The sequence below is a fragment of the Stenotrophomonas sp. GbtcB23 genome (assembly GCF_019091045.1).
GTDB lineage: Bacteria > Pseudomonadota > Gammaproteobacteria > Xanthomonadales > Xanthomonadaceae > Stenotrophomonas > Stenotrophomonas rhizophila_A.
Window position 1 is genome coordinate 37,599 of sequence record NZ_JAGXKC010000012.1, and the last position, 14,617, is coordinate 52,215.

General features: G+C 66.7%; 18 protein-coding genes and 1 tRNA gene. 11 read left to right on the forward strand and 8 right to left on the reverse strand.

What is annotated here, in order from left to right; translation table 11 throughout:
• Positions 1 to 153 precede the first annotated feature (153 nt).
• Positions 154 to 1,110: a cation transporter gene (locus KVS69_RS07020; protein WP_217537598.1), complete on the reverse strand. Its 957-nt coding sequence runs from the start codon at positions 1,108 to 1,110 to the stop codon at positions 154 to 156.
• 379 nt (positions 1,111 to 1,489) lie between these two features.
• Between KVS69_RS07020 and dusA the strand changes: the two genes are divergently transcribed.
• The 4 genes from dusA (at position 1,490) to KVS69_RS07040 (ending at position 5,289) form a co-directional block, all read left to right on the forward strand.
• Positions 1,490 to 2,503 carry a tRNA dihydrouridine(20/20a) synthase DusA gene (gene dusA, locus KVS69_RS07025; protein WP_217537599.1) on the forward strand — a complete coding sequence of 338 codons (1,014 nt, stop codon included), beginning with the start codon at positions 1,490 to 1,492 and terminating at the stop codon, positions 2,501 to 2,503.
• Between the two features lie 213 nt (positions 2,504 to 2,716).
• Positions 2,717 to 3,085, forward strand: a complete 369-nt coding sequence (locus KVS69_RS07030; RefSeq protein ID WP_083214038.1) for a hypothetical protein — start codon at positions 2,717 to 2,719, stop codon at positions 3,083 to 3,085.
• A gap of 72 nt (positions 3,086 to 3,157) precedes the next feature.
• Positions 3,158 to 3,841 carry a response regulator transcription factor gene (locus KVS69_RS07035; RefSeq protein WP_004136763.1) on the forward strand — a complete coding sequence of 228 codons (684 nt, stop codon included), beginning with the start codon at positions 3,158 to 3,160 and terminating at the stop codon, positions 3,839 to 3,841.
• 23 nt (positions 3,842 to 3,864) lie between these two features.
• Complete coding sequence (locus KVS69_RS07040) at positions 3,865 to 5,289, forward strand: sensor histidine kinase (protein WP_068854505.1); 1,425 nt, start codon at positions 3,865 to 3,867, stop codon at positions 5,287 to 5,289.
• A 64-nt stretch (positions 5,290 to 5,353) separates the two neighbouring features.
• Here KVS69_RS07040 and KVS69_RS07045 read toward each other — a convergent pair whose 3' ends face one another.
• On the reverse strand, positions 5,354 to 6,151 hold the full coding sequence (locus KVS69_RS07045) for a M90 family metallopeptidase (protein WP_217537600.1): 798 nt from the start codon (positions 6,149 to 6,151) through the stop codon (positions 5,354 to 5,356).
• Positions 6,118 to 6,390: a hypothetical protein gene (locus KVS69_RS07050; protein ID WP_068848566.1), complete on the reverse strand. Its 273-nt coding sequence runs from the start codon at positions 6,388 to 6,390 to the stop codon at positions 6,118 to 6,120. Before KVS69_RS07050 ends, KVS69_RS07045 begins: the two co-directional genes overlap by 34 nt.
• A 134-nt stretch (positions 6,391 to 6,524) precedes the next feature.
• On the opposite strand from KVS69_RS07050, the gene birA reads away from it, so the two are divergent.
• From birA to KVS69_RS07070, 4 genes are all read left to right on the forward strand, one after another.
• Positions 6,525 to 7,490 carry a bifunctional biotin--[acetyl-CoA-carboxylase] ligase/biotin operon repressor BirA gene (gene birA, locus KVS69_RS07055; RefSeq protein WP_217537601.1) on the forward strand — a complete coding sequence of 322 codons (966 nt, stop codon included), beginning with the start codon at positions 6,525 to 6,527 and terminating at the stop codon, positions 7,488 to 7,490.
• Entirely contained in the window at positions 7,487 to 8,224 is a 738-nt protein-coding gene (locus KVS69_RS07060; protein WP_217537602.1) for a type III pantothenate kinase, read from the forward strand. Before birA ends, KVS69_RS07060 begins: the two co-directional genes overlap by 4 nt.
• Before the next feature lie 9 nt (positions 8,225 to 8,233).
• A complete protein-coding gene (locus KVS69_RS07065) occupies positions 8,234 to 9,052 on the forward strand; it encodes an SPOR domain-containing protein (RefSeq protein ID WP_217537603.1) in 819 nt (272 codons plus the stop codon).
• A gap of 39 nt (positions 9,053 to 9,091) precedes the next feature.
• Positions 9,092 to 9,167 (forward strand) — tRNA-Thr (locus KVS69_RS07070).
• A 3-nt stretch (positions 9,168 to 9,170) separates the two neighbouring features.
• Here the strand turns inward: KVS69_RS07070 and KVS69_RS07075 are convergent.
• The 4 genes from KVS69_RS07075 to KVS69_RS07090 form a co-directional block, all read right to left on the reverse strand.
• Entirely contained in the window at positions 9,171 to 9,710 is a 540-nt protein-coding gene (locus KVS69_RS07075; RefSeq protein ID WP_217537604.1) for an ATP/GTP-binding protein, read from the reverse strand.
• Positions 9,707 to 10,657, reverse strand: a complete 951-nt coding sequence (locus tag KVS69_RS07080) for a hypothetical protein (RefSeq protein WP_217537605.1) — start codon at positions 10,655 to 10,657, stop codon at positions 9,707 to 9,709. The genes KVS69_RS07075 and KVS69_RS07080 overlap by 4 nt, the downstream gene beginning before the upstream one ends.
• Before the next feature lie 76 nt (positions 10,658 to 10,733).
• On the reverse strand, positions 10,734 to 11,093 hold the full coding sequence (locus tag KVS69_RS07085; RefSeq protein ID WP_068848577.1) for a hypothetical protein: 360 nt from the start codon (positions 11,091 to 11,093) through the stop codon (positions 10,734 to 10,736).
• A 78-nt stretch (positions 11,094 to 11,171) separates the two neighbouring features.
• Positions 11,172 to 11,624 carry a hypothetical protein gene (locus KVS69_RS07090; protein ID WP_068848579.1) on the reverse strand — a complete coding sequence of 151 codons (453 nt, stop codon included), beginning with the start codon at positions 11,622 to 11,624 and terminating at the stop codon, positions 11,172 to 11,174.
• Positions 11,625 to 11,934: 310 nt separating this feature from the next.
• On the opposite strand from KVS69_RS07090, the gene rocF reads away from it, so the two are divergent.
• The 3 genes from rocF (at position 11,935) to KVS69_RS07105 (ending at position 13,615) form a co-directional block, all read left to right on the forward strand.
• On the forward strand, positions 11,935 to 12,858 hold the full coding sequence (gene rocF / locus KVS69_RS07095) for an arginase (protein WP_068848581.1): 924 nt from the start codon (positions 11,935 to 11,937) through the stop codon (positions 12,856 to 12,858).
• Between the two features lie 189 nt (positions 12,859 to 13,047).
• On the forward strand, positions 13,048 to 13,185 hold the full coding sequence (locus KVS69_RS07100; RefSeq protein ID WP_068848583.1) for an entericidin A/B family lipoprotein: 138 nt from the start codon (positions 13,048 to 13,050) through the stop codon (positions 13,183 to 13,185).
• A gap of 208 nt (positions 13,186 to 13,393) precedes the next feature.
• The gene (locus tag KVS69_RS07105) at positions 13,394 to 13,615 is read left to right on the forward strand and encodes a CsbD family protein (RefSeq protein WP_019185523.1); all 222 of its coding nucleotides are present in this window, start codon (positions 13,394 to 13,396) and stop codon (positions 13,613 to 13,615) included.
• A gap of 81 nt (positions 13,616 to 13,696) precedes the next feature.
• Here the strand turns inward: KVS69_RS07105 and KVS69_RS07110 are convergent, their stop codons facing one another.
• Positions 13,697 to 14,512, reverse strand: coding sequence for a hypothetical protein (locus KVS69_RS07110; RefSeq protein WP_217537606.1), 816 nt, complete (start codon positions 14,510 to 14,512; stop codon positions 13,697 to 13,699).
• Between the last annotated feature and the right edge of the window lie 105 nt (positions 14,513 to 14,617).

Here is a 14,617-nt window from a genome sequence, read left to right on the forward strand (position 1 = left end):
CACCCGCTGCGCGCGCCGCCGTCAGGCGGGCTGCGAGAACCGTAATTCACTGCGTCTTTCAAGCCCAATGCAACGTTTAGATCGGCAGTGCGCTTTGATTCAATGAAACCTATCGTGATGAATGTTCCGTTACACGCGTCACAAGCAGACTCATCAGATCGTCCATTCGCGATCAGTAGTAAACATGATCGTCAGCCATCGGTCGGTCGATTCCTCGCCCAACGCTTCACCAATCTCGTCGCGCAGCTGGTCCCATTCGACCAGTGGGCGCGGCGGGTCGTTCGCCGGCACCACGAAGAACAGTTCGATCTGATCGCCACGCCCCACCTTGGCCACGTAGCTGCGGTGTTCAATGAACCCGTGCTTGGCGACGATGCCGCGTGCAACCTCGTCAACATGCGCCTGCAGGTCCAGCGGGGTGATCAGCAGGATGTCCGACAGCGCCTGCCGCACGGTGCCAAGTGGCGCGACCACGACGAACAGGCACACCACCAGCAGGATGGCCGGATCAATGTAGGGCACCAGCCACGCCCACTCCGTGCCGCGCAGCAGCCAGCCGCCGACGAAGGCGACCAGGTAGGCGGCCGACATGCTCGCGGCCACGACCCAGTTCTTCGCGTCGAGCGCAATGAACTCCGAGCCGATCGAGCGGTTGGCGCGGCGCACGAACAGCGCCAGGCCGCTTTCGATGATGATGGAAATCACCGCGAACACGATTGCAGGCCCCAGCGCGATCTCGCGCCCACCGGACATCAATGCGTCCACCGCATTGACCGCTGCATACAAGGCCGCGCCAATCATCAGCGTGCCGCTGACACCGAGCACGATGGGTTCCAGGTGCCAGAACCCCATGGTGAAGCGCTGGTTCAAGCGGGACTGCAACGCATCCACGTTGGTGGACATGCTGATCAACCGCACCACCAACAGCGACAGCCAGGTCATCACCACATCGATCAGGCCATAGATGCCGTCAAAGATGATCAACGACGAATTGGCATAAAGCCCGGAGGCAACGGCAATGGCCGCTACACCGAAAGAGGCGGCGATCGACAGGCGCAGCACCCCCTGTTCGGTGGTGCTGTCGAAGGTGGAAGGGTGCAGGAAACGCATAGGTGTGATTTTGGCAACGAATACCAGTCCGTCGAGGGTACCGTGCGTGGGTGACGCTGACGAAGGCAGTGGCACGACGCCGGTAGGGTTGGTCGCCAGACAACTGCCGATACGAATGATCGGCGCGGTGACGCATGACCTTCAACGAAGCAAGCGCGCCCTTGCCAGAAAGGTCATGCGCTAAAGGGCAGATCACCGTTATCGGCGGTTGTCTGACGACCAACCCTACCAAGGCCTCCTCCCGTGGGGGGCAATCCTCTGGGCTGGGGGCATCCACACCTTCGACACTCGTTCCGGCCCCACGGGCAGCATTCATCCCGCACAGGTAAACTATTGATCGCGCTGGCAAAGCCAGCGATCTCCGCCTGCCCAGATTCCCATGACCCAGCCTGCCACCCCTGCAGACCGCTACGCCGCTTCCCTGCGCCTGTCCGTCGCCCCCATGATGGATTGGACGGACCGTCATTGCCGCGTGTTCCACCGGCTGCTGGCCCCGGGTGCGCGGCTGTACACGGAAATGGTGCACGCCAACGCCGTGATCCACGGCGACCGCGAGCGCCTGCTGGGCTTCGATGGCAGCGAACAGCCGCTGGCCCTGCAGCTGGGCGGCAGCGATCCAGCCCTGCTCGCGCAGGCCGCGCAGATCGCCCAGGACTGGGGCTACGACGAGGTCAACCTCAACTGCGGCTGCCCCTCCGACCGGGTCCAGGCCGGCCGCTTCGGCGCCTGCCTGATGCGCGAGCCCACCTTGGTGGCCGAGTGCGTGGCGGCCATGGCCGGCGCGGTGAACATCCCGGTCACGGTGAAGTGCCGGTTGGGCGTGGATGACGACAACGACTACGAAAGCTTCCTGAACTTCGTCGATCAATCCGCCAACGCCGGCAGTGCGATGTTCATCGTGCACGCCCGCAACGCTTGGCTGAAGGGTCTGTCGCCGAAGGAAAACCGCGAAGTGCCACCGCTACGCTATGACTGGGCGCACCGGCTCAAGGCCGACCGCCCGCAGCTGCAGATCGTGCTCAACGGCGGCCTGGCCACGGTGGAGGCTGCCCAGGCCCAGCTGCCCGCGCTGGACGGGGTGATGCTGGGCCGCGCGGCCTACCACGACCCCTACGTGCTGCATCAGCTGGAGGCTGCGCAGACCGGTGCTGCACTGCAGCCGCGCGAGGCGCTGCTGCGCGCCATGCGCCCCTATATCGAGGCCCAGCTGGCCGGTGGGCTGGCGCTGAAGCACATCACCCGCCACCTGCTGGGCCTGTTCCACGGGCAGCCAGGGGGCCGCGCCTTCCGCCAGGTGTTGAGCGAGGGCGCGCACCGCCCCGGTGCCGATTGGAGCCTGATCGAGCAGGCCCTGACCATCACCCGCGACCAGGCAGAACGCGTCGCAGCGTGAACCGCGTCTCAGACCGCGCTTGACATCGGGCGACAAGTAGCCGTCAATGTTCACCTAGATGAACAAAGCGATGCGGCGGTCAGAAAAGTTCAGACCGGATTCACTGCGTAAAACCAAGAATTTGCAAAAGATTCGTAAAGTGCCGGCCCAGGCTGGCGGCTGCCGATTCACAACTTTTGAACGTTTTGACGCGCTCCGCTAGGATCAGACCTGATGTCATCCGTAACCCGCCACCGCCGTCTTGCCGTTGCCGCCCTGCTGGCGAGCGGTGCCGTTGCTGCCATTGGCAGTGCCGGCGCCCAGGCGCCCCAGCCGGATCCGGCCCGGGCCGAGATGGTGCGGGCCTCGCGTGGTGCCCCGCCGGAACGCTCCCTGTCCGACGCCGTGCGCCGGGTCCAGCGGACCACCGGTGGACACATCCTCGGCGCCGAACGGGTGCCCTTCGATGGCCGGGACATCAACCGGGTGAAATACATGGATGACAGGGGGCGCGTCCGCTACATGGACGATCCGGCCCAGCCGCGTTCACAGCCCCGCACGCCGCGTTCGGATATGTCATCACTACGCGGCGATAACCCCTGAACGGGGATAGTTGTCCGCAGTCATCTGTTAGCCACTGGCCCCAGGCCACACCCAGGACACTAGGGAGAGTTCATGCGTATCCTTCTGGTCGAAGACGAAGCCCCGCTGCGGGAAACCCTTGCAGCCCGGCTCAAGCGCGAAGGCTTTGCCGTCGATGCCGCACAGGACGGTGAGGAAGGTCTGTACATGGGCCGCGAAGTGCCGTTCGACGTCGGCATCATCGATCTGGGTCTGCCCAAGATGTCGGGCATGGAACTGATCAAGGCGCTGCGCGACGAGGGCAAGAAGTTCCCCGTGCTGATCCTTACCGCCCGCTCGAGCTGGCAGGACAAGGTCGAAGGGCTCAAGCAGGGCGCCGACGATTACCTCGTCAAGCCGTTCCACGTCGAAGAGCTGCTGGCACGCGTCAACGCGCTGCTGCGCCGCGCGGCGGGCTGGAGCAAGCCGACGCTCGAATGCGGTCCGGTTGCGCTGGATCTTGCCGCGCAGACCGTCAGCGTTGCCGGCAGCAACGTGGACCTCACCAGCTACGAGTACAAGGTGCTGGAATACCTGATGATGCATGCCGGTGAACTGGTCTCCAAGGCCGACCTCACCGAACACATCTATCAGCAGGATTTCGACCGCGACTCGAACGTGCTGGAAGTGTTCATCGGCCGCCTGCGCAAGAAGCTGGATCCGGACGGCGAACTCAAGCCGATCGAAACCGTGCGTGGCCGCGGCTACCGCTTCGCGATTCCGCGCAACGAGGGCTGAGCCGTTAGTCCGGCGATGGGATGATGTCAGGCCGTCTGTGGTTCTTTAAACGCTGGCGGCCGCGCTCCCTGCAGGCACGGCAGCTGCTGGCCGCCAGTGTGAGCCTGCTCGCCTTCCTGGCGATTGCAGGCTACGCACTGGATGCCGCGTTCGCCGATACGGCGCGCGCCAACCTGCGCGAGCGCCTGAAAAACTATGCCACCGCCTACGCGGCCGGCATCGACTTCACCCGCGACCGCTCGCTGTACATCCGCGAGCAACCGCCGGATCCGCGTTTCGACGTGCCTGGTAGCGGCCTGTACCTGCAGGTCGTCATGCCCGACGGCAAGGGCAACTCCATGTCCGCCGAAGGCCCGATGCTGCCCACCGTGGGCGGCAAGCTGCTGGCCCCGCGCCAGGAAGTCTTCGAAGGCCCGCTGCCGATGATCCAGATCGACGGCAGCCAGGGCTCGGTGTACCGCTATGGCCTGGGCCTGGTGTGGGATGCCGATGCCGACCCTGCCACCGAATTTCCGTACACCATCTACGTGATGGAAGACTCGCGTGCGCTCGGTGCGCAGCTGCGCGTGTTCCGCGGCCGGGTGTGGTTCTGGATGGGCGGCGCGGGGCTGATCCTGCTGCTGTTGCAGACCGTCATCCTGCAATGGAGCCTGCGCCCGATGCGGCGGGTGATCACCGAGCTGACCAAGGTGCAGCGCGGCGAAACCGAGCGCATGAGCGAACGCCACCCGCGTGAGCTGGAACCGCTCACCGACAGCATCAACGCCTTCATCGAAAGCGAGCGCGAGAACCTCGAGCGCCAGCGCAACACCCTGGCCGACCTGGCGCACAGCCTGAAAACGCCGTTGGCGGTGCTGCGCACGCAGCTCGACAGTGGTGCGGCGGACCAGGACCTGCGCCAGGAATTCGATGTGCAGCTGCGCCGCATGAACAACCTGGTGTCCTACCAGCTGGCGCGCGCGGCATCGTCGGGCCACAAGCTGTTCTCGGCGCCGCTGCCGATCGAGTCCAACGCCGAGGAAATCGTGCGCGGGCTGGAGAAGGTGTACGCCTCCAAGGGCGTGCTGTGCGAATTCGACATCGACGACGGTGCGCGCTTCCATGGCGAGCCGGGCGACCTGCAGGAGCTGCTGGGCAACCTGCTGGAGAACGCCTTCAAGTGGGCCAACCGCCGCGTGCTGCTCACCGCCAAGCCGTTCAGCGCGCCGGGCATGCGTCGCGCCGGCCTGGTGCTGTCGGTTGACGATGATGGCCCGGGCATCGCCCCGGACGACATCGCCAAGGTGCTGCAGCGTGGCGTGCGCGGCGACGAGCGCGTGCAGGGCCACGGTATCGGCCTGTCGATCGTTCAGGACCTGATCAAGGATTATCGCGGCGAACTGCAGGTCAAGCGTTCGCCGGAACTGGGTGGCGCGCGGTTTGAAGTGAAGTTGCCGCCCGGGCCGTAAGTCCAGAGCGTACCGACCAACGGTCGGTACCTACCGCTGCGCTGTTTCCGGTAGGTACCGACTGTTAGTCGGTACGGAGCCCAACCGCAGGCGGCGCCCCATAAAACCGCCGCAAATGCCCGGCCACAACCGGCATCTCCGCTTCCAGCACATCCGGCGCCGAGAAGTAATACTCGGTCGCCACCGCAAAGAACTCATCCGGCGCTTCGGCCGCATACGGATCAATCACCGTCTCCACGCCGGCATCCACCTGCGCGCACAGCGCATCGAATGCCTGCTGGAAATCGGCGGCCCACTGCTGCTGCCACGCACGCGGCAGTGGCGGGGTGCCATCAAGCACGCCATCGAGCACATCGATGCGGTGCGCCATCTCATGCACCACCACGCACGCCCCTTCGTGTGGATGCTCCAGTTCGGCCTGCACGTCATGCCAGGACAGCAGCAGCGGCCCGTTGTGCGACACCTGGCCGATCGCTTCCTCTTCCCATTCGTGCAGCACCCCGTCTTCGTCCATCTCGCTCTGCGGCACGATGAAGCCCTCGGGGTACACCAGCACCTGCGACCAGCCGCGCAATCCCACCTCGCCCAGTTCCAGCAGCGGCAGGCAGCACAGCGCGGCAATCAGCACCGCGTCATCGTCACCCAGCTGCAGCCCGCCAATGGGGGTAATGGTCTTGTCGTGCAGGAATGCGGCGGACAGTACACGCAGGCGCTGCACACGTTCGGGCGGCAGGCCGCGCAGCCACGCGGTGCGCTGGCAGATGCGTTGCCAGGCGGAATCAGGAATCGGGCGCGGTGACGAGCGCAGCCAGCGCAACAACGACTGGATCAGCGGAACATGCCCGGCAGGAAGCTGTGCCATTTCGGCGCACGCAGGCGCGGCAACACATCGTCGTCGCCGCCACCGCCGGTGCTGCCTGGTGCGGTTGCGCTCGGCTTGACCGTGGTGGGCGCGGTGCTGGTCGGCGTGGTCGCCGGGGCCGCGCGCTCTTCAGCTGCCGAATATACGCAGCCACCCCGGCCCGAGCTGGTCAGCGCATCGGAAGCGTGCGCGGCCATCGGGGCCAACAGCAGGAGCAGGCAATGGGCGAACGGGCGCATCGTCAACATCCGGAAGGGCGAAGGGGGTCAATCTTCGATTCTAGCCCGATTCACTGTCTCAATTGGAAGCCCCCGGGCGGGCGCTGTCCGGCGCTTTCCCGCATACTTTTGCCGATCAACCGATGGAAGCTGCCGTGGACGACCGCCAACTGCTGGCCAAACTGGGCGCCGGGCGACTGTCCGGCGACGCGCTGGCCCGCGAGCTGGGCCAGACCCGTGCCGCAATTTGGAAGCGAATTCAAGGGCTTAGAGCGGCAGGCATCGAAATCGATGGCCGCGCCGGCGATGGCTACCAGCTGCAGCAGCACCTGGATCTGCTTGAAGCCGAGGCCATTACGACCCAGCTCCCCCCTGCGCTGAAGCCGCTGCTGGACACCCTCGAGGTGGCCTGGACCGTCGGTTCCACGAATACAGAATTGTTGCGGTGCAGCGCGCCGGAGCGCGGGGCCCGGGTGCTGCTGGCCGAACGCCAGACCGGCGGCCGTGGCCGTCGCGGCCGGGCCTGGGCCTCGCCGCTGGCCGCGCACGTGTACCTGTCGGTACTGCGCGGCTTCGCGGGCGGGCTGTCGCGGCTGGGCGGGCTGAGCCTGGTTGCGGGCGTTGCGGTGGCCGAGGCGCTGCGCGCGCATGGCGTCGCCAACGTGGGCCTGAAGTGGCCCAACGACATCGTGGTGGACGGGCAGAAGCTCGGCGGCCTGCTGGTCGAAGGCGGCGGCGAGTTCGCCGGCCCGGCGCGCGCGGTGATCGGGCTGGGCATCAATGTGCGCATGCCGGCCGCGTTCGCCACCGGAATCACCCAGCCGTGGACCGATCTGGCCGCGCTGCTGGGCAACGACATCGAACGCAACGCAGTGGTGGCCTGGCTGCTGGCGGCCCTGCTGCCGGCCCTGGAAGCGTTCGAGCGCGACGGCCTGGCCCCGTTCCTGCCGCGCTATGCCGCGCTGGACAGCCTGGCCGGACGCACGGTGCGGGTGGACGATGGTGGCGTGATGCATGAAGGGCAGGCGCTGGGGCTGGCCGACGATGGCGCGCTGCGGGTGCGTATCGACGGCAGCGAACGGGTGTTCCATGCCGGGGAAGTCAGCGTGAGGGCGCAATGAGCGATTGGTTGTTCGACCTGGGGAATTCGCGGTTCAAGTTCGCACCGCTGCAGGGCATCCGCGCGGGCGATGTGCAGGCCTGGCCGCATGGCGCCGAAGCGATGCCGGCCGATGCGCTGGCGCAGCTGCCCAGCGGTGACACCGCCTACGTGGCCAGCGTGGCCGCCGCGGCGCTCACCACCAGCATGCTCGAGGTGCTGCGCGCTCGTTTTACCCACGTTCGCGTGGCAACCACCGAAGCCAGCTGCGCCGGCGTGCGCATCGCCTATGCCGATCCGTCGAAGTTCGGGGTGGACCGTTATCTGGCGCTGATCGCCGCCGCCGAACGACACGAAGCCGTGGTCGTGGCCGGTGTCGGCACCGCGCTCACCATCGACCTGCTTGATGCCGATGGCCAGCATCACGGCGGCCGCATCGCTGCCTCGCCGACCACCATGCGCGAAGCCTTGCATGCACGCGCGGTGCAGCTGCCCGCACAGGGGGGCGACTACAGCGAGTTCGCCAACGACACCGCCGACGCCCTCGCGTCGGGGTGCGACGGCGCAGCCGTCGCGTTGATCGAACGCAGCGGCGTGCAGGCTGCCGCCGTGTTGGGCAGGGTGCCCGCGTTGCTGGTGCATGGCGGTGGGGCACCGGCGCTGATGCCGTTGCTGGGCGATGCACAGTTCCAACCGGCGCTGGTGCTCGATGGTCTCGCGCGCTGGGCGGTGCACCAGCCACCGGCGTCGCGGTAGGATCGGCGCATGCTTACCCGTGCCCTGATCGTCGTACTGGCAATCCTCAACGTAGGCGTTGCGCTGTGGTGGATGCTGCGCGGGGAACCCGTGCCGACGCCGCCCGCCACGCCCACCGGCGTAGCCCAGCTACAACTGCTTGACAGCCCCAGCGCACCCGCAGCCGCCGCACCTGCACCGGCCGCCGCAAGCGCGCAGCCCGCTGCCACCACCACGGCACTGACAGACACCACCCCGGCACCGCCCAAGCCCACCGCACCAGCCACGCCGGATCCGGCCGCACCCAACCCCGCGCCGACGGCTTCGGTAGCGCCGGCCGTTGGCCGGCCCACGGAAACCCCGCCGGCCCCCACACCCCGCGCCCCCCTCCAATGCATCAGCCTCGGCCCCTTCGCCGATCGCGACACCGCCATGGCCGCCCAGGGCAAGGCCGGCGAACTCGTTCAGCGTTCGCGCCTGCGTGAAGTCCCCAAATCGGGCGCCAGCAGCACCTACCGGGTGATGATGCCGGCCGCGGCCAGCCGCGAAGAGGCCCAGGCCACGGTCAAACGCATTGCCGCAGCGGGCATCAGCGATTACTACATCATGGCCCAGGGCGAAGACGCCAACGCCATCGCCCTGGGGCAGTACCGCAACCGCGAAGGCGCCGAGCGCCGCCTGGCCGCCCTGAGCGCGGCCGGCTTCAGCGCCCGCCTGGTCGGCGGCAGTGAAGGCAGCGCGCAGTGGTGGGTGGATGCGGCCCTGGCCGACAAGGCCAGCCCCGGCGCAGCCCGCCAGCGCAGTGGCGCGGCCCAGCAACGCTCGCTGGAATGCGCGGGCTTGCGCTAGAATCGCCCTCCGCGCCGGCAATGCCGTCGCCGTGCCTTTGCCGGCATAGCTCAGTTGGTAGAGCAACCGCCTTGTAAGCGGTAGGTCCCCAGTTCGAATCCGGGTGTCGGCACCATCTTCAGTTCGTCTCGGCGTACCGATACGACAGCAGCGATTTGACCAGGAACGTCACCTGCGTGGCCGAACGCGCGTCCACGCGCATCACCGGCAGGCGGTGGCCTGCGTCGAACAGCGCATTGCGGAATTCCGGAATCAACAGCGCCGGGTACTCATCGGTACGCGTCACGCCTACCGCCAGGCTCGCTTCCGGCGCGATGCGCGAGAACTCCTGCAGCAGCTCCACCGTGGAAGCAACCGGCTCCGGATGCCCGGCGCTCACCAGCACGATCACGCCCAGTGCGCCTTCGCACACCATCGGCCACATGAAGTCCAGGTAGCGCTGGCCCGGTACCCCGTACACGTGCAGCAGTTCGCCGTCGTCCAGTTCAATGGAGCTGTAATCGAGTGCGACGGTGGTTTCCACCTTGTCGCCCATCGCGTCTTCGCTCATCGGCATTTCGGTGATCACCGGCTCCACGTCGGAGATCGCACGCACCGCCGTGGTCTTGCCGGCGCCCATGCTGCCCACGAACACCAGCTTGTTGGCGGGCAGGCTCATGACGGGCTCCCCTGGAACAGGTTCAGGCCGAAGCGGCGCGCCACCCAGGAAAAGAAGCGCGAATCACCGGGCTGACGGCGGCGGGAAGTTGGGGGCACGGCAGGCTCCTGGGTCAGGGCGAGGCCACTGGCTACAGCAGCACAGAAGAGGGATTGCACCGTGTTGCGCGGCATCTGGCAAGCCGCCGCCAATGCAGTGGGCTGCCACGGGCGGGCATGCAGGCAGGCAATGGCCAGCAGCCAGGTGCTGGGCACATCATCCGGGTTGAGATCCGGCCAATGGCGCAGCTTCATCGGTGCATGCTCGGCAGGTGCCGGCAGCAGCAGGGGGCGATGGCGGGCGATGCAGAAATACAGCGCCTCGAACGAGTAGCGATTCGGCAACCGGTACGCGTACTGGTGCTGGAACGTCGGCGCATCGATCACACTGCCCGACCAGGCCACGTCATCCAGTTGTGCCACCAGCTCCGACAGCGTCGTGGTGGGCGGCAGCGCGATGCTGCGCGTGGCGGTATCCACCAGCACGGTGATCGCACCCCGCTGCAGCAGGTGCAGGTCCGAACCGGTGGACGAAGCCAACTGCAGCAGCAGTGGCACACCGTCGCCGGGACGGTCCACGCTGGGCGCGGCCTGCAGCAGGCTGGACAGCTGTTCGTTGATGTCGCGCACGGTGGCGCCATGTGGCAGCCGCCCCGGGGCGGGATCGGCATAACGGCGCGCGATCGACAGCGTGGGTACGTTGGCCGCATGCGCCTCACTGAGCGCGCGCGCGGCATCGGCGTGATCCAGGCCGATGACCAGCAGGTCGCAGGCATCACCGGACCACGGCTGCAGCACCACCTCCATGCGCTCGGCGAGCAGCATCGAACTGGCCAGTTTCAGGCGTGTGTGATGCAGCACGTCCAGCCCGATGGCGGCAATGCGGAAAGAACGGGTGGGGGTATTCATGGGGGTGTACCGCGCAACCGAAGCGACCACCGCGACGCGCCCGGTCAGGGGCACGGCGCGGCGGCAGTGCCTGCGATCAGCTGAAGTCCAGGGTCTTCTCGAAGGCCTTCAGTTCATGGCGCGACATGGCCAGGTTGGCCTTGCTGCGGTCCATCACCACGTACAGGAACAGCAGCGGGTTGCTTTCCAGCGGGCGGATCAGGTGGTACTGCGTGGTCAGCGTGATCAGCAGGTCTTCCAGGGTGTCCGACAGGCCCAGCTGCTCGGCCACGCGGCGCTTGGCACGCACCACTTCGGTGTTGCCCGCAGCCGCAAGTTCCAGGTTGATGTTGCCGCCGCCGACCATGGCCAGGGCCATGCCGCTGTCACCGTCGACCAGCGCGGCGCCGACGAAACCGGCGAGCGAATTGAGCTTTTCCAGATTGAGATTGGGCACGTAAATCCTTTTTACTTCAGGCAGTGGGAGAGGCAGGCGAATGCCTGCCGGAAGGGCACAACAAAACCGAAGGGGTGCTCAGGCCGCGCGCGGGCGCAGCACGGAATCGAGGCGGGAGGCGCATTCGCGCGCGTGGAACAGCAGCACGGCCATGTTGACCTCGTGGCCGGCCACGGCGGTGAGGGTCAGCGGCTTGTCGGCCTGGATGCGGATCAGCACCACGTTGCCGAGCTTGGTGCAGATGGTGGCGTAATCCGCTTCGCTCAGCGCCAGCTCGCGCGAGACGGTCTCGCCAAGGGTCAGGAACGAATTGGCCATGGCGGCCAGGCGGCGGCCATCCACGCCCAGAGTGGAATCTTCGGCCACGGCGCGGCCGTCGGCGGTGGACAGCATCAGCAGGCTCAGCCCGCGCTCACGTTCGCGCGCATGCTGGAAGGCCTGTTCAATGGCGGCGGTGTCATACAACTGCCGGGCCGGCTGGCTCTCGCCACTGGCATTGCGGACGATCTGGTGGATGCTGCTGCGCTGCACGTACTGCCCCCTGAAACACGACAAAACACGGACCAATCCTGCGCGGATTAGTCAATCAGTACTGCGAAGAAGTGTGAAATGTAGCACGTAATTTTTGCCTTCACGGCCAACGTAAGATGAACCGCAGTGTTCCTTTCGTGTGTGTCAAAGCATTGACACATAAGGCTTTCGCGCTGGGTCCGGATGCGACGTGGCGGGTCAGTCCGCGCCGCCCGCGGTCAGCGCTTCGGCGCCTGCTGCTGCGACGCCGCGAGTGGTTTGGCGGCCGGATCACTAGACTGGTCGGATTTTCCGTGTGTGTGGAGTCAGCATGAGTAATCGTCAACCTGCGGTGTCCCTGATCGGCGTACCCACGGATATCGGGGCCGGTGCCCGGGGTGCCGGACTGGGGCCGGAGGCGCTGCGCATCGCCGGTCTGGCCGAGGCCTTGGCCGCGCGTGGCGTGGATGTGCGCGACTGCGGCAACCTGGATGGCCCGCGCAACCCGTGGACGCCGCCGGAGCAGGGCTACCGCCACCTGGATGAAGTGGTGGAATGGAACCGCGTGCTGATGGACGCCACCTATGCCGAACTGCAGGACGGCCGCCTGCCGATCATGCTGGGCGGCGACCACTGCCTGGGCATCGGCTCGATCACCGCCGTGGCGCGCTGGTGCCGCGAACAGGGCCGTGACCTGCGCGTGCTGTGGCTGGATGCGCATTCGGACTTCAACACCAGCGAGGTCACCCCGTCGGGCAACGTGCACGGCATGCCGGTGGCCTGCCTGTGCGGGCTGGGCCCGGACGCGCTGACCAGGCTGGGCGGTGATTCCCCGGCGATCTGCCCGCAGCAGGTGCGCCAGATCGGCATCCGTTCGGTGGACCAGGAAGAGAAGCGCCTGATCAAGCAGCACAAGGTCGATGTATACGACATGCGCTACATCGACGAGGCCGGCATGAAGCGTGCGGTGGAAGCGGCGCTGGAAGGCATCGACGGCAACACCCATCTGCACGTGAGCTTTGACGTGGATTTCCTGGATCCCAGCATTGCCCCGGGCGTGGGCACCACCGTGCCGGGCGGGGTGAACTACCGCGAAGCCCAGCTGGTGATGGAAATGATCGCCGACACCGGGCGCATGGGCTCGCTGGACATCGTCGAACTCAACCCGTTGCTGGACAACCGCAACGCCACCGCAGTGCTGGCCGTGGACCTGGTGGAGAGCCTGTTCGGCAAGTCCACGCTGATGCGCGACTGAGCGGTAGCGGGGTTTCCCGGCGCGTGGCTGAACGGCCACGCGCCGCGTTCACATCGATTGCACGCGCTAGACCCCAGATTGCATCTCACGCGGGGGAAGTGCCGGGAACGGCGCCGACACCTCCGCGATCTGCAATAGGCAGGTGGGGCCGTATTTCGGTAGTGACGTTGAATTAATCAGGAGAACCCTATGAAGCGTGTAATTGCACTGATGCTGTTGTCGATGGTCTCGCTGGCCATGCTCTCCGGCTGCAACACCGTTGCCGGTGCCGGCAAGGATGTGCAGAAGGCAGGCCAGTCGGTGGAAGACGCCGCCAAGGGCAACTGATCCAACGTTGCGGGCCGGCGAACGCCGGCCCGCATTGGATGAAGAAACGCCGGGAGTCTCCCGGCGTTTTTTTATGCGCGCGATTGCTGCCTGCCCGCCATTCAATGAAGTGAGCATGCACTTCATCCACGCTTGACCGTCGGCGAACACGCGTTATTGCAAGCTGTTTCCACGGCGATGTTGCCGTTGAAGACGAGGACGCGAACCCATGAACAAAGACATCATTTCCGGCAAGTGGACGCAGCTCAAGGGCAAGGCGCAGGCAAAGTGGGGCGACCTGACCGATGACGACTTCAAGGTGGCCGAAGGCAATGCCGAATACCTGGCAGGCCGGCTGCAGGAACGCTATGGCTGGGCGCGCGACCGCGCTGAAACCGAGGTCAGGGACTTCGAAGCCGCCATGCGCAAGGATTATCCGGACTATCACTGACACCCGGGCGGTGGCAGGGCGGCCATAGGGTCGCAACGAGGGTATGAAACCGGAACGGGCCGCACTGCGGCCCGTTTTTTCTTACCTGGGCGGGTCAGGCACGAAGCCCGCCGGGAACGCCTGCGGTGCGCGCTCGCCGCGCGGGTAACGCGCCGGAAGGATGCCGCGCGCCACCAGATTGCGCTCGCTGTCGTAACGCAGGTCCAGGCGCTGGGCCGGCCACCGGCTGGCGCGCTCGAAGGTGGTGCTGCCCGAGTACGACGCTTCGCGCTCGCCATGGCCGGTGCCCAGCGCGGGTGCCGGGGAGGGCGCACGGATCCGCGAACCGGTGGTCTCCACCGATGACAGCGCGCGGTCGGCCGCTTCGGCTGCTGCCTGCGGCTGTGCCTTGTTCTGCGCGCGCGCCACCGGGGGTGCGCGCGGGGGCAGCGGCACGTAACGCGGCGCTTCGTTGAACACCGCAATGCCGATCACCCCGATGTTGTCCGGCCGCCCGGTACGGTCGGCATAGCTGTTGCCCGGGTCGGTGAACACGAACTGCGCCACTTCCCGGCGCGATTTGCGCCAGCCGGTAATGTCCGCGCTCTGCCACGGATCCAGCACGTAGCCGGTCTGGTCCGGGGCGGCCACCTCTCCGGTTATCACGTTGAGGCCATCCACCGACAGCACCACCAGCACCCGCTCGGGGCTGTTGTTGCGCAGGCGCACCGCGTAGGGCTGGCCTTGGCGGCCGGCCACCCAATACTGGCCCCGGTGCAGGTAGGCGGGCAGTTCCAGGCGCTGGTCGCGCTCGACCAGGCTCAGCGTGACCGGGCCGGTATCGGCACGGGGCGGGACCGCCGGCTTGAACCCACACAGGGCCAGCACGGCAAGCAGGGGCAGGGTCAGGCGTTTCATGGCGGGGCCTTCGCGGTTGGGTAATCCGTTGAACGCGCCAGGCCGGGCAACGGGGTTGCGCGCGGGCAGGTAAACTGGGGGCGTTCAACTGTCCGTAATGATTCC